The 13,444-nt window shown below is 71.5% G+C and carries 9 protein-coding genes; 7 read left to right on the top strand and 2 right to left on the bottom strand.

Annotation, left to right across the window (positions count from 1 at the left end):
- Positions 1-11: 11 nt before the first annotated feature.
- On the bottom strand, positions 12-1,544 hold the full coding sequence (locus tag ACWDY5_RS19870) for a S8 family serine peptidase (RefSeq protein WP_449723658.1): 1,533 nt from the start codon (positions 1,542-1,544) through the stop codon (positions 12-14).
- Positions 1,545-1,721: 177 nt separating this feature from the next.
- Here ACWDY5_RS19870 and ACWDY5_RS19865 point away from each other — a divergent pair, with 177 nt between their 5' ends.
- Entirely contained in the window at positions 1,722-4,550 is a 2,829-nt protein-coding gene (locus tag ACWDY5_RS19865) for an AAA family ATPase (protein ID WP_449723657.1), read from the top strand.
- A gap of 6 nt (positions 4,551-4,556) precedes the next feature.
- Here the strand turns inward: ACWDY5_RS19865 and ACWDY5_RS19860 are convergent, their stop codons facing one another.
- Positions 4,557-5,552, bottom strand: coding sequence for a LacI family DNA-binding transcriptional regulator (locus tag ACWDY5_RS19860; RefSeq protein WP_449723656.1), 996 nt, complete (start codon positions 5,550-5,552; stop codon positions 4,557-4,559).
- 214 nt (positions 5,553-5,766) lie between these two features.
- Here ACWDY5_RS19860 and ACWDY5_RS19855 point away from each other — a divergent pair, with 214 nt between their 5' ends.
- From ACWDY5_RS19855 to ACWDY5_RS19830, 6 genes are read left to right on the top strand one after another with little or no spacing between them, the layout of a single operon-like run.
- The gene (locus ACWDY5_RS19855; RefSeq protein WP_449723655.1) at positions 5,767-8,028 is read left to right on the top strand and encodes a rhamnogalacturonan lyase; all 2,262 of its coding nucleotides are present in this window, start codon (positions 5,767-5,769) and stop codon (positions 8,026-8,028) included.
- 43 nt (positions 8,029-8,071) lie between these two features.
- A complete protein-coding gene (locus ACWDY5_RS19850; RefSeq protein ID WP_449723654.1) occupies positions 8,072-9,334 on the top strand; it encodes an ABC transporter substrate-binding protein in 1,263 nt (420 codons plus the stop codon).
- A 17-nt stretch (positions 9,335-9,351) separates the two neighbouring features.
- Positions 9,352-10,242: a carbohydrate ABC transporter permease gene (locus tag ACWDY5_RS19845; RefSeq protein ID WP_449723653.1), complete on the top strand. Its 891-nt coding sequence runs from the start codon at positions 9,352-9,354 to the stop codon at positions 10,240-10,242.
- Positions 10,239-11,075 carry a carbohydrate ABC transporter permease gene (locus ACWDY5_RS19840; RefSeq protein ID WP_449723652.1) on the top strand — a complete coding sequence of 279 codons (837 nt, stop codon included), beginning with the start codon at positions 10,239-10,241 and terminating at the stop codon, positions 11,073-11,075. Before ACWDY5_RS19845 ends, ACWDY5_RS19840 begins: the two co-directional genes overlap by 4 nt.
- Positions 11,072-11,629 (top strand): hypothetical protein, encoded by a 558-nt coding sequence (locus ACWDY5_RS19835; RefSeq protein WP_449723651.1) that lies wholly within the window; start codon positions 11,072-11,074, stop codon positions 11,627-11,629. Before ACWDY5_RS19840 ends, ACWDY5_RS19835 begins: the two co-directional genes overlap by 4 nt.
- Before the next feature lie 30 nt (positions 11,630-11,659).
- On the top strand, positions 11,660-13,414 hold the full coding sequence (locus ACWDY5_RS19830) for a glycoside hydrolase family 35 protein (RefSeq protein WP_449723650.1): 1,755 nt from the start codon (positions 11,660-11,662) through the stop codon (positions 13,412-13,414).
- Positions 13,415-13,444: the final 30 nt, after the last annotated feature.

Here is a 13,444-nt window from a genome sequence, read left to right as displayed (position 1 = left end):
TTGGCGGGAATTCAGAAGGTGATCGACCACCCGGTCAGGGTTCCGGTGTCGAAGCGGAGCACATCGCGGACCGAGAGCCGCCAGGTGCCGTTGGCGTCCTCGCGGGAGGCGTCCACGGTGAAGCTCTGGTGGACGCCGCCGGCCTCGCCGACACCGCCCGCGCGGTGCAGCGGGAAGGTGGCTCCGCTCGGGCCGATGAGGTCGATGGCGAGGTCCCCGGTGTAGCCGTGCTCGATGTCCACCCGGACCGGCAGGGTCGCGGAAGCCTTGCCCTCACAGGAGTTCTGCGTCACGCTGCTGCCGACCGCGGCGCCCGCGTCCGGAATGGACACGTCCTCGTCGTTGGCCTTGACCCCGCACTTGGTCGGGCCGCCGCCGATGAACCCGGTGTAGAGCAGCTTGTTCGGCGAGCCCGCCCCCGGGTTGGTCACCAGGTTCGGGGTGGCGTTGTCCACCAACGCGTCCCGGACCTGCTGCGGGGTCGCGCCGGGGTTCGCGCCCAGGTACAGGGCGGCCGCACCGGCGCCGTGCGGGGAGGCCATCGAGGTGCCGCTGCCGGTGCGGTAGGCGCCGGTGTGGTCGGTGGAGTAGATGTTGCCGCCAGGGGCGAACAGGTCGACGCAGCGGCCGTAGTTACCGCTGCGGCCGCCGCCCTGGTTGATCCAGCCGATGGTGAACGCCTCCGGGGTGCGCCCGGGGCTGGCCGTGCAGGCGTCCTGACCGTTGTTGCCCGCCGCGACCGCGACCACAAAACCCTTGGCCACCAACGCCTTGACCTGCTCGTCGCCGACGCCGACGGTGTCCATCACCAGGCTGAGGTTCACCACGCCCGGTTTCACGCCGTTCTTGGCCACCCATTCCAGCGCGCTGACCGTGGCCGAGTCCGGGCCCGAACCGCCGCAGTTCAGCGAACGGACCGCGACCACCTTGGCCTTCTTGGCCACGCCGACGGTCTTGCCCGCGATGGTGCCCGCCACGTGGGTGCCGTGCCAGAAGCAGTCGCTGGCGTCGTTGTCGTTGTCGATGAAGTCGTAGCCGTGGCTGGCCCGGCCCTCGAACTCCGAGTGCTGGATCCGCACCCCGGAGTCGATGACGTAGGCGGTGGTGTTGTCCGCCTTGTTCGGGTAGGTGTACTTCTTGTCCAGGCTGGTGGTCCGCTGGTCGATCTGGTCCAGCCCCCAGGACGGCGGGTTGGGCTGTTCCTCGGCGACCGCCCTGGTCGTGCCGTCCTCGTGCACCGCCTTGACCGACGGGTCGGCGGCCAGCAGCTTCGCCTGCCGCTCGGGCAGATCGCGGACCGCGAACCCGTTCAGCGTGGCCGAGTAGGTGTCCGCGACCACCCCGCCGTAGCGCTGGGTGAGTGTGCTCGCGTGGCCCTCGGCCGCACGGGCACCGTCCTTCAGCACCACGAGGTAACGCCCGGCGATGTGCTCGCCGGCCTGGACGACGGCGGCTTCCGGCTGTGCGGTCGCGACTCCCGCGGTCACGGTCATCGCGACCGCGGCGACGGCCAGCAGGGCCGCTGTTCTTCGCGTCCTGTGCATCGGCTTCCTCCATTCCGCAGTGGATGGGCATCACCATTCGGCGTCGGCGGAGGGGGAACAACCGTGGTAAGTCCCCGTAGGGGTACCCGACTTGACCGCACCCGGCGGACCAGCCGAATTCGGGGTTATGGCGTCAGATTCGCCGACCTACCCTGGCGGTCGAGGAGGGGAGTGAGGATGCCTGAGACTGCCGCGCGAGCCCGCTCCGGTCCGCCGCCGCTGATCGGCAGGGACGCGGAGCTGGCCGCCCTGCGCGCCGCGACCGCGCGGCCGCCCTCGGTGGCCTTCGTGGCGGGCGAGGCAGGCATCGGCAAGACCAGGCTGGTGGCCGAGCTGGCCGCCACCGCGCGCGGCGGGCCCGCCCAGGTGGTGATGGCCGCCTGCCAGCCGCTGGCCGACCCGTTCCCGTACGGGGTCCTGCTGGACTGCCTCAGCCGGTGTGGGCACCGGCTGCGCGATCCCGGACCGGTGACCGGCGCGCTGCGCGACCACCTGCCCGAGCTGGCCGCGCAGCTGCCGCCCGCGCCGCCGCCGCTGGGCGATCCGGTGGCCGAACGGCACCGGGTGTTCCGCGCCATCCGGCAGCTGCTCGCCGCGCTGGGGCCGACCGTGCTCGTGGTCGAGGACCTGCACTGGGCGGATGAGCGGACCCGCCAGGTGCTGCGCTTCGTGCTCGCCGACCCGCCGCCGGAGCTGTCCATCGTGGCCACCTACCGCGGCGAGGACCTCCCGGCGCAGGCCCCGCTCGGCCGCGCCCTGCGCATCCCGCCCGGGGTGACCGGGGTGCACCTCACCCTGCGGCCGTTGGACGCGGGGGAGGTGCGCGCGATGGTCAACGCCGTGCTGGGCGCGCCGCTGGCCTCCGAGCACTTCGCCGAGGCGCTGTGGCAGGAGACGGCCGGTATCCCGTTCGTGGTCGAGGAGACGGTGCGGGCGCTGCCCGCGCCGGAGCGGGACGCGCGCACCGACGAGACGGCCGCGCGCTGGGTGCTGGCCGAGACCGGGGTGCCGGCCCTGGTGCGGGAGGCGGTGCAGGAGCGGGTGCGGGGCCTGCCGCCCGCCGCCCGCTCGCTCGCCGAGGCGGCCGCGGTGCTCGGCGTCGCGGAGTCGGCCGACATCCTGGCCGCGGTCGCCGGGCAGGACTGCCTGGACCAGCTGACCATGCTCGTGCGTTCGGCCGTGCTGGTCGAGGTCTCGGCCAACCGCTACGGGTTCCGGTGCCCGATGGCCGCGCGCGCGGTGCGCGAGTCGACCCCTGGCCCGTGGCGCAGCGAGCTGCACAAGCGCGCCATCCGCGTGCTGTCCGGCCTGGACCGCAAGCCGCTGGCCCGGCTGGCCGCACACGCCAAGGCCGGTGGCCTGGTCGCCGACTGGCTCCGGTACAGCGAGCTGGCCGCCGACGCCGCGGTCGAGGGCAGGGACGTGCCCACCGCGATCGACCTGCTCTGCCAGGTGATCTCCGATGCGGACGCCCGGGCCGAGGACGTGAACCGGCTGGCGATGAAGCTGTGCGACAACGCGGTGGCCGGGCTGCACAGCCCCTCGGCACTGGCTCGCGTCGAGGACCTGCTCTCCGACCCCCGGCTGACCGCCGACGTCCGCGGCGAGGTGCACCTGTGGTTCGGCCTGCTGCTGCTCCGCCAGACCGGCGAGTCCGACCGCGCCGAAGCGGAGATCGCGCACGCGGTCGAGCTGCTGGCCGACCAGCCCGGCCGGATCGCGCGCGGCATGGCGGTGCTGGCCGTGCCCTACCTGAACACCGCGCCCCTCGCCGAGCACCAGGCCTGGCTGGACCGGGTGGAGGGCATCCTGGACCACCTGCCCACCCGCGCCCTGCGCCTGGCCGTGCTGGCCACCACGCTCGGCGGCAGGCTGATCGCGGGGGACCCCAGCGCCTGGGACCGCGCCGCGCGGCTGCCCGCCCCGGCCGAGGTGCGTGACCCCGAGGAGGTTCGCCACCTGGCCCGCGCGCACTGCAACCTGGCCGACGCCTGCTCGTGGATCGGGCACCACCAGCGGGCAAAGGCCTTCTTGCGCACCGGGCTCACCCTCGCCGCCAGGGTCGGCGCGCCGTACGTGATCGGCGCCGCCGAGGCCACCGCGGTCCGGCTGGACTGGCTGACCGGGCAGTGGTCAGGGCTGGAGGAGCGCATCGCCGAGCTGCTGCGGACCTACGCGCACCTGCCGCCGGTCACCACCGAGCTGAACCTGGCCTGCGGCTGGCTGGCCACCGCGCGCGGCGACTGGGCGCGTGCTGAAGCGGGGTTCCAGGCGGCCGAGGGCGCGGCGACCATTCCGGTGCGGATCGCCGCGGTCGGCGGCCTGGCCGCCATGCTGCTCAGCCGGGGCGAGACCGCGGCCGCCGAGCAGCAGGCCGAGCGCGGGGTGGCCCTGCTGCGCGGAAAAGGGGCCTGGGTCTGGGCCGGCGAGGTGGTGCCGCACGCGGTCGAGTGCTACCTGGCCGGCCAGCGCCCCGAGGCCGCCCGTGACCTGCTCGCCGAGCTGGCCGAGGGCCTGACCGGCACCGACGCCCCCTTCGCCCAGGCGACGCTGACCGCCTGCCAGGCCAGGCTGACCGCGGCCACCGGCGACCGCGGCGAGGCCCAGCGGCTCTACCAGACCGCGGTCGAGGAGCACCGCGAACTGGGACTGAGCTACCGCGCCACCCAGCTCGCCGAAGCGGCCATGCGCGCAGCTCCGCCCGACACCACCGCACTCGGCTCGCTCGCCCAGACCTACGACGCCCTCGGCGCCACCGTCGACGCCGCCCGCTGCCGCCACCACAGCCGCAGCATCGGCGTGCCCACCCCCTCGCCACGGGGCAGACGCGGCTACGGCAGCCAGCTGTCCCCGCGCGAACAGGACATCGCCCGCCTGGTGGCCAGCGGCCGCACCAACCGGGAGATCGCCCAGGCCCTGTTCATCTCCCGGCGCACGGTGGAGGAGTACGTGGCCAAGGTGTGCCGCAAGCTCAACGCCGCCTCCCGCCACGACATCCGGCTGTAGCGGCGGTCACCGCCCCCGCGCGCGCAGGCTGGACTCCCGCACGATCAGCTCCGGCGCGAAGAGCACGTGCTGGTGCTCGTGTTCCGCGGGCGTCATGGTCTCCGCGATCACCAGTTCCGCCGCGGTGCGGCCGATGAGCTGCCTGGGCTGGCGCACCGAGGTCAGCGGAACCGCGGCCGAGGCGGCGAAGTCGATGTCGTCGTAGCCGACGATCGCGATATCCTCCGGCACCCGGACACCGGTGCGCATGAAGGTCTGCAGCATCCCGAGCGCGAGCAGGTCGTTCGCGCAGAACACCGCGTCCGGCCGGGTGGCCCGGGCCAGGATCTGCTCGCCCGCGCGCTGCCCGGAGGCGACGTTGAGCGCGGGCATGGTCAGCTCCTCCAGCACACTTTTCGGCCTGCGCGCCTTGCGCACGGCGTCCATCGCGCCCCGGCACCGCTCCCGCGCCTGGTGCACGTGCGCGGGGCCGTTGACCATCACCAGGCGCTGGTACCCCTCGGCGAGCAGGTGGGTGACCGCGAGCCGCCCGCCCGCGCGGTCGTCCACCGCGACCGAGCACAGGTCGAGGTCCGTGGTCGGGTGGTCCACCAGGACGACGGAGAGCCCGCACTCGCGCAGCCTGCGCACCGAGGCCAGGTCGGTGGCCACCGGCGTGATCAGCACGCCGTGCACGCGGTGCTCGGTGAGCAGCTCGACGTGCCTGGCCTCGCGCTGCGGCGACTCGTCGCTGTTGCACAGGATCACCGCCTGGCCCGCCTCGCTGGCGGCCTCCTCCGCGCCCCTGGCCACGTCGGTGAAGAACGGGTTGCCGACGTCGAGCACCACCAGGCCGATGGCCTTCGGGGTGCCGGACCGCAGCTGCCGCGCGGCGTCGTTGCGCACAAAACCCAGCTCCACGATGGCGTGCAGCACCCGCTCCCTGGTGCCCGGCGCGACGATCTCCGGCCGGTTCAGCACGTTGGACACGGTGCCGACGGACACCTTCGCGCGTGTCGCCACGTCGCGAATGCTCACCTGTGGCCGCACCGCCGCTCCTGTCCCTCGGGTCCCGTAGCGGAGTGTATGCCCGAAGATCAGGTCAGGTGGCGGACCGCGGTGTTTTGAATCGATTCAAGGACAAGCTAGGGTAGCGGCCTGGCTGGCGTCAAGCCGTTGCGGAAAGCGCATTCCATGTTGCAGGGTAAGGAAGTCGCCGGAGCAAGGAGGAACCGCCGTGGGTTCGCGACGATTGGCTGTGCACGCGGCGGCCCTGGCGGTGACGCTGCTGTTGCCCGCGACCGCGGCGGCCGAACCCGGCCCGCGGCACCGCGCGCCACTGGGACAGCTCGACCGCGGTCTGGTCGCCGCCACCACGGACCGGGGCGTGCAGCTGAGCTGGCGGCTGCTCGGCGAGGAGGTCACCGGGGCCACCGCCACCGGCATGGCCGGGCCGGAGTTCGCCGTGTACCGCGACGGCACACGGGTGGCCACGGTGTCGGCGAGCACCACCTACCTCGATCCCATCGTGCGGCCCGGCGCGCGATACCGGGTCGCGCCACTGGGGCGGGGCGTGCCGCTCCGGTGGTCGAAACCGGTGACCGCGTGGGCCGCCTCCTTCCACGACCTGCCGCTGCGCAAGCCCGCGGACGGCGTGACGCCGGCGGGGGAGAGCTACACCTACCTGGCCAACGACGTGAGCGTCGGGGACGTGGACGGCGACGGGCAGTACGAGTACGTGGTGAAGTGGGAGCCCTCCAACGCCAAGGACGTCTCGCAGGCCGGCTACACCGGCCCCGTGCACCTGGACACCTACCGGCTCGACGGCACGCTGCTCAACCGCGTCAGCCTCGGGGTCAACATCCGGGCCGGCGCGCACTACACCCAGTTCCTGGTCTACGACTTCGACGGCGACGGCCGCTCGGAGCTGATGGTCAAGACCGCGCCGGGCACCAAGTCGACCGGCCGCGACGGCCGCGAGCGGCACATCACGCTGCCGCCGGAGGACCTCCGCGCCGGCTATCGGCACACCGATGACTACCGGCTGAGCGCCGCGGGCTACTACCAGCACCTGGTGACCATGTTCCGGGGCTGGGACCGGCATCCGGAGGTGCTGGCCGGGCGGTGGCCGAAGACGCTGGAACAGGCCTTCGGTCTCGAACCGCGCTACCGGTATCCGTTGTCCGACAATGACGCCAAGGCGCTGGCCGACCACTTCATCGACGTCTACGCGCCGGGCCGCAGCCCGAACAACAAGCTCAGGGACTTCGCCGGGTTCATCCTCAACGGACCCGAGTACCTCACCGTGTTCGACGGCGCCACCGGCCGCGAGTTGCAGACGGTGCGCTACCAGCCGGGCCGGGGCGACGACGGGCTGCGGTGGGGCGACTACGCGATGGGCCGGATCGAACCGGGCAACCGGGTCGACCGCTTCCTCTCCGGCGTCGCCTACCTCGACGGTAGACGCCCGTCGGCGATCTTCGCCCGCGGCTACTACACCAGGGCCGCCGTGGCCACCTACGACTGGGACGGCAGGCGGCTCAGGCAGCGCTGGCTCGCCGACAGCGGCTGGACGCCGATGAGCAACCCGTTCAACGACGCACCGCACGGCCGCGACGGCGAGAACCCCAGCCACGCCAAGCTGACCGGCCAGGGCGCGCACTCGCTGAGCGTGGCCGACGTGGACGGCGACGGCAGGCAGGAGATCGTCTACGGCGGCGCCACCCTCGACGAGGACGGCAGCCTGAAGTACAGCTCGACCGGGATCCTGCCGCCGGGGAGCGCGGATCCGGGTGCCCGGGCGCGGGTCGGGCACGGGGATGCCTTGCACGTCACCGACATCGATCCGAACCGGCCGGGCCTGGAGATCTACATGGTGCACGAAGGGGCGAGGTGGGCCCCGTACGGCTACGCCATGCGGGACGCCGCCACCGGAGAGACCCGGTACGGCGGCTACTCCGGGCGCGACACCGGCCGCGGCATGATCGGCGACGTCCGGCCGGACGTGCCCGGTATCGAGACCTGGGCGTCGATGCCGGGCGGTTCCGGCGCGGTCGGCATCTGGAGCGCGGACGGCAGGCTGGTCGAGGAGCGTTCTCCCGGCACGAACATGAGCATCCGCTGGGCAGGCGACCTGACCACGCAGCTCGTCAGTGGGGCGATCGAGGAGACACCGGCCATCGACGACTGGCGGCGCGGCAGGCTGCTCACCGCCGAGGGCACGCGCACCAACAACCACACCAAGGGCACGCCCTCCCTGGTCGCCGACGTCTTCGGTGACTGGCGCGAGGAGATGCTGGTGCGCACCGCGGACAGCTCGGCGCTGCGGATCTTCACCAGCACCGAGCCGACGAACCACAAGATGTACACGCTCATGCACGACAAGCAGTACCGCGTGGACGTGGCGCGCCAGCAGACCGGTTACAACCAACCGGCCTACCCGGGCTTCTACCTGGCCTCCGATGTGGACTGGCAACGGGTGCCACGGCCTGCGCGGTAAAAGTCCCTGAAGATCGAGACCGGAGGTGCCCCACGTGCGGCATGTGAAACGATTCAAGAAATCCGCCGTGGTCCTGGCCGTGCTGGCTACCGTGCTGGCCAGCGCCTGCGGCGGTCCGGCCCAGACGGATGAGAGCGGGCCGGTGACCCTGCGGTTCGCGTGGTGGGGCAACGCGGAGCGGGCCGCGCTGATGCAGAAGGCGATCGAGGTCTTCCAGCGCAAGCACCCCAACATCAAGGTGACGCCGAGCTTCCAGGAGTTCGAGGCGTACTGGCAGAAGATCGCCACCGAGACCGCGGGCGGCAACGCTCCCGACGTCTTCCAGATGGACTTCGTGTACCTGCGGGAGTACGCCGACCGCAACGTGTTGTACGACCTCAAGAAGCAGGAGGGCGCGCAGCTCCAGCTCGACGACCTGGTCGACGGGTTGAAGGGCGCGGGCGAGATCAAGGGCAAGCTGTTCGGTGTGCCGGTCGGCGGCAACACCTGGGGCTTCATGTACAACCCCGCGCTGTTCCGGCAGGCGGGGGTCGAGGAGCCGAAGGCAGGCTGGACCTGGAGCGACTACCGGCGCGGCGTCGAGCAGATCACCCAGCGCACCGGCGTGCACGGCAGCGAAAGCCTGGCCCTCACGTACTACAACCTGGAGCTGCGGCTGCTCCAGGAGGGCAAGTCGCTCTACACCGAGGAGGGCAAGCTCGGCTTCGACAAGGCCAGGCTGAAGGCCTTCCTCGAAGACGCCAAGGCGCAGGCGGACACCAAGTCCACCCTGCCGATCGACAAGGTCGTGCAGACCAAGCCGAGGCACCCGCTGGAGGCCGACCTGACCGCGAGCGCGCTCGGCTGGGACAACTTCCTGGCCCGCTACGCCGGCAACACCAAGGCCGAGATCAAGCTGGGGCCCGCGCCGAGCGACCACCCCCAGGTGCTGGGCCAGTACGTCCGGCCGGCCATGCTGCTGAGCGCCTCGCAGCGGACCGCCTACCCCGCCTCCGCCGCGAAGCTGGTCTCCTTCATGATCAACGACCCGGAGGCGGGCAAGATCTTCGCCGCGAACCGGGGACTGCCGCCCACCAACGCGCAGCGCGACGCGGTCACCCTTGACGGACCGCTGGCGACGGTGGCGAAGTTCCAGGACAGCCTCAAGGGCAAGTTCACCAAGACCCCGCCTGCGCCGCCGAAGGGCGCTGGCACCCTGGAGCAGACCTTCATGCGGATCACCGAAGAGCTGTTGTACAACCGGATCTCGGTGGACGCCGCCGTCGACCGGTTCTTCACCGAGGCCGACGAGACGCTCGGGTCGTGATGGCGACGATCACTCCGGTGCGGCGGCGAACCGGTGAAGGCGCGGCCGGGTACCTGTTCCTCTCGCCCTGGCTCATCGGCATCCTGCTGCTGACCCTCGGGCCGATGATCGCCTCGCTGTACCTGTCGTTCACCGACTACGACCTGTTCAGCACACCGAGCTGGATCGGGCTGGAGAACTACCAGAAGATGCTCGCCGACCAGCGCTGGCTGCGCTCGGTGGGGGTCACCGCGCTCTACGTCGCCGTCGCGGTGCCGGTGAAGCTCGGGGCCGCGCTGGCGATCGCGTTGCTGCTCAACAGCAAACGGCGCGGACAGGGCTTCTACCGGGCGGCGTTCTACGGCCCGTCACTCATCGGTGGCAGCGTGAGCATCGCGATCGTGTGGAAGATGATGTTCAGCGACGGCTCGGTGGTCGACCGGGCCCTGCGCGTGCTCGGGATCGGCACCGGCGGCTGGGCCGGCAACCCGGACTACTCGCTGATGATGCTGGTGCTGCTCGCGGTCTGGCAGCTCGGCGCGCCGATGGTGATCTTCCTGGCCGGGCTCAAGCAGGTGCCTGCCGAGCTGCACGAGGCGGCGCAGGTCGACGGCGCGGGGCCGCTGCGGCGATTCTGGTCGATCACGCTGCCGATGATCTCGCCGGTGCTGTTCTTCAACCTGCTGCTGGAGACCATCAACTCCTTCCAGGTGTTCACCTCCGCCTACGTCGTCGGCGGGCCGAACGGCCAGCCCGCGGGCAGCACGCTGTTCTACACGATCTACCTGTTCGACCGGGGCTTCGGCGACTACCGCATGGGTTACGCCTCCGCGATGGCCTGGATGCTGATGCTCGGGGTCGGACTCATCACCGCGTTCCTGTTCCGCACCGCGCGCGGATGGGTGCACTACCCGGGAGACCGGCGATGAAGCAACGGGTTCCCGGATTTGTCTGGCACGCGGGTGTTCTGCTGGTGCTCGCGGTGGTGCTGTACCCGGTGGTGTGGATCGTCGTCTCCACCTTCAAACCGTCCGCGGAGATCGTCGGCAGCCTGCGGTTGCTGCCGGAGCGGTTCATCACCGACAACTACCGGCAGGCGATCGACGGGGTCGGCGGAGTCGGCATCGGGCAGTACTTCCTCAACTCCTCGGTGCTGGCCATCCTCTCGGTCGTGGGCACCGTCGCCTCCTCCGCGCTGGCCGCCTACGCCTTCGCGCGGCTGCGCTTCCGCGGGCGCACGGTGCTGTTCGCGGTGATGATCTCCACCCTGCTGCTGCCGTTCCACGTGCTGCTCATCCCGCAGTACATCGTGTTCCAGCAGCTCGGCCTGGTGGACACCTACGTGCCGCTGCTGATCGGGAAGTTCCTCGCCGCGGAGGCCTTCTTCGTCTTCCTGATCGTGCAGTTCATCCGCACCATCCCGCACGAGCTGGACGAGGCGGCCAAGATCGACGGCGCGAACCAGTGGCGCCTGTTCTGGAACATCATCCTGCCGCTGTCCCGCCCGGCGCTCATCACGACCTCGATCTTCACCTTCATCTGGAGCTGGAACGACTTCCTCGGCCCGCTGATCTACCTCAGCACACCTGCCAAGTACCCGCTGCCGCTGGCGTTGCAGCTGTTCATCGACGAGACCGGCGGGACGAACTTCGGCGCGCTGATGGCGATGTCGATGCTGGCGCTGGTCCCGGTGATCCTGTTCTTCCTCTTCTTCCAGCGTTATCTGGTCGAGGGCGTGGCCACCTCGGGGATCAAGGGATGAGGCGGTTCGAGCTGTTCGCCGAGTGCCTGACGGCCGGGCTGCTGGTGGTGCTCACCGCGCTGCCACTGGTCACCCTGCTGCCCGCGCTGGCCGCGGGCTGCGCGCACGTCAAGTCCCATGTGGACGGTGAGGCGACCACGCTGCGCATGTTCTTCACCCGCTTCCGGGCCGCCTGTCCCGGCAGCTGGCCGTTCTCCGGCGGCGTGCTCGCGGGTTTCGCGGTGCTCGCGGTGGACGTCGTGGTGCTGCGGCATGGCATTGCCGGCGGCCGCTTCGTCGCCGTGGCCTGCGTGGTGGCGGCGGCGGGACTGGCGGTGCTGGTGCTGCGGTCCGCGGCGGCCTGGTCGCCGGGGGCGCGCTGGTCCTCGCTGGCCCGCACGGCCGCCCGCCGGGGCGTCGCCGACCTCGGCGGGTCGCTGCTGCTGGTCATGGCGCTGGGTGTGCTGGTGCTCGTCACCTGGCAGCTGCTGCCGCTGCTGGTGCCGATGACCGGCTGCGTGGCCATGGCGGCGGTCGCGGTCGAACGCCGCCGCGACAGGTGCACAGTCCAGTAGAGCTTCACCCTGACCCGGAGGACAAATCTCGTGCCCGAGTTCCGCATCGGCGAGCAGGACTTCCTGCTCGACGGCCAGCCGTTCCGCGTCCTGTCCGGTGCGCTGCACTACTTCCGCGTGCATCCAGGGCAGTGGGCCGATCGCATCGACAAGGCCAGGCGGATGGGGCTGAACACGATCGAGACCTACGTCCCGTGGAACGCGCACGCGCCGACGCCGGCGGAGTTCGACCTGACCGGCGGACTCGACTTGGGCCGGTTCCTGCGCCTGGTCGCCGACGCGGGCATGTACGCGATCGTCCGCCCCGGCCCCTACATCTGCGCCGAGTGGGACAACGGCGGCCTGCCGGCCTGGCTGTTCCGCGACCCGGAGACCGGCATCCGCCGCACCGAACACCGCTACCTCGCCGCGGTGCGCGAGTACCTGCGCCGCGTGCACGAGGTCATCGCACCGCTGCAGGTGCACCGGGGCGGCCCGGTGATCCTGGTGCAGATCGAGAACGAGTACGGCGCGTACGGCAGCGACAAGGTCTACCTCAAGACACTGGTCGACTACACCAGCGACGCGGGCATCACCGTGCCACTGACCACAGTGGACCAGCCCATCGACGAGATGATGGCGGCCGGCCGGATCGACGGCGTGCACATGACCGCCTCGTTCGGCTCCCGTGCCGCGGAACGCCTGGCCACCCTGCGCAGGCACCAGCCGACCGGACCGCTGATGTGCTCGGAGTTCTGGGTCGGCTGGTTCGACCACTGGGGCGCCCACCACCACACCACGCCGGTCGAGGACGCGGCCGCCGAACTGGACACGCTGCTGGCCGCGGGCGCCTCGGTCAACATCTACCTGGTGCACGGCGGCACCAACTTCGGACTCACCAGCGGCGCCAGCGACAAGGGCGTCTACCAGCCCACGGTCACCTCCTACGACTACGACGCCCCGCTGGACGAGGCGGGCAGGCCGACCGCCAAGTACCACGCCTTCCGCGAGGTGATCGCCAAGTACCACCCGGTGCCGGACGCCCCGCCGCCGGTGCCGCCCGCGCCGTCGCCGGCGACCCCGCTCGGCGACCCGGTCCGCCTGTTCGACAACCCGGCGGCCTGGGGCTCCTGGCAGCGCCACCACACCCTCCCGCGCCTGGACGACCTCGACGGCGCGCCGCGGCTGGCCCTGCTGCGCACCCGGATCGACGTGCCGGGAGCCGCGGTGCTGAGTTTCGGCGAGGTGCGGGACCGGGCCTCGGTGTTCCTGGACGACCAGCCGGTCGGCACCCTGCTGCGCGAGCACCACCAGCGGGTGCTCGGACTCGGCAGCGGCACCGGATCGCTGTCGGTGCTCATCGAGGACCAGGGCCGGGTCAACTACGGCCCGCGCATCGGCGAGCCCAAGGGCCTGATCGGCGGCGCGACGCTCAACGGCGTCCCCCTCACCGAGTGGGACGTCCTGCCGATCGACCTCAGCTGCCCGCCGCCGGTGTGGGCCGCCGAGCAGCGCACGCCGGTGACCGGCCCGATCGCCGGACCGGTGCTGCTGCGCGCCGGGTTCAGCCTGCCGGAGCCCGCCGACCTGCACCTGGACACCCAGGGCTGGGGCAAGGGTGTGGTGTGGGTCAACGGTTTCTGCCTCGGCCGGTACTGGTCGCGCACCCCGCAGCGCACGCTCTACCTGCCCGGCCCGGTGGTCCGCGCCGGGGAGAACGAGGTGGTCGTGCTCGAGCTCGACGCCATGAGTGAGCCGATCGTGCGGTTCGTGCCCGAACCGCTGCTCGGGCACACCGAGGCCTGACTCCTTTCTTGGCGTCGAATCGACCGTTTC

It is taken from the genome of Crossiella sp. NPDC003009 (genome assembly GCF_053591555.1).
This window is presented reverse-complemented; position numbering and strand designations above follow the sequence as displayed.

Bases quoted from the DNA above. Each gene is read 5' to 3' on its own strand.
- ACWDY5_RS19870 (WP_449723658.1), bottom strand. From the start codon at position 1,544: ATGCACAGGACGCGAAGAACAGCGGCCCTGCTGGCCGTCGCCGCGGTC.
- ACWDY5_RS19865 (WP_449723657.1), top strand. From the start codon at position 1,722: ATGCCTGAGACTGCCGCGCGAGCCCGCTCCGGTCCGCCGCCGCTGATC.
- ACWDY5_RS19840 (WP_449723652.1), top strand. From the start codon at position 10,239: ATGAAGCAACGGGTTCCCGGATTTGTCTGGCACGCGGGTGTTCTGCTG.
- ACWDY5_RS19835 (WP_449723651.1), top strand. From the start codon at position 11,072: ATGAGGCGGTTCGAGCTGTTCGCCGAGTGCCTGACGGCCGGGCTGCTG.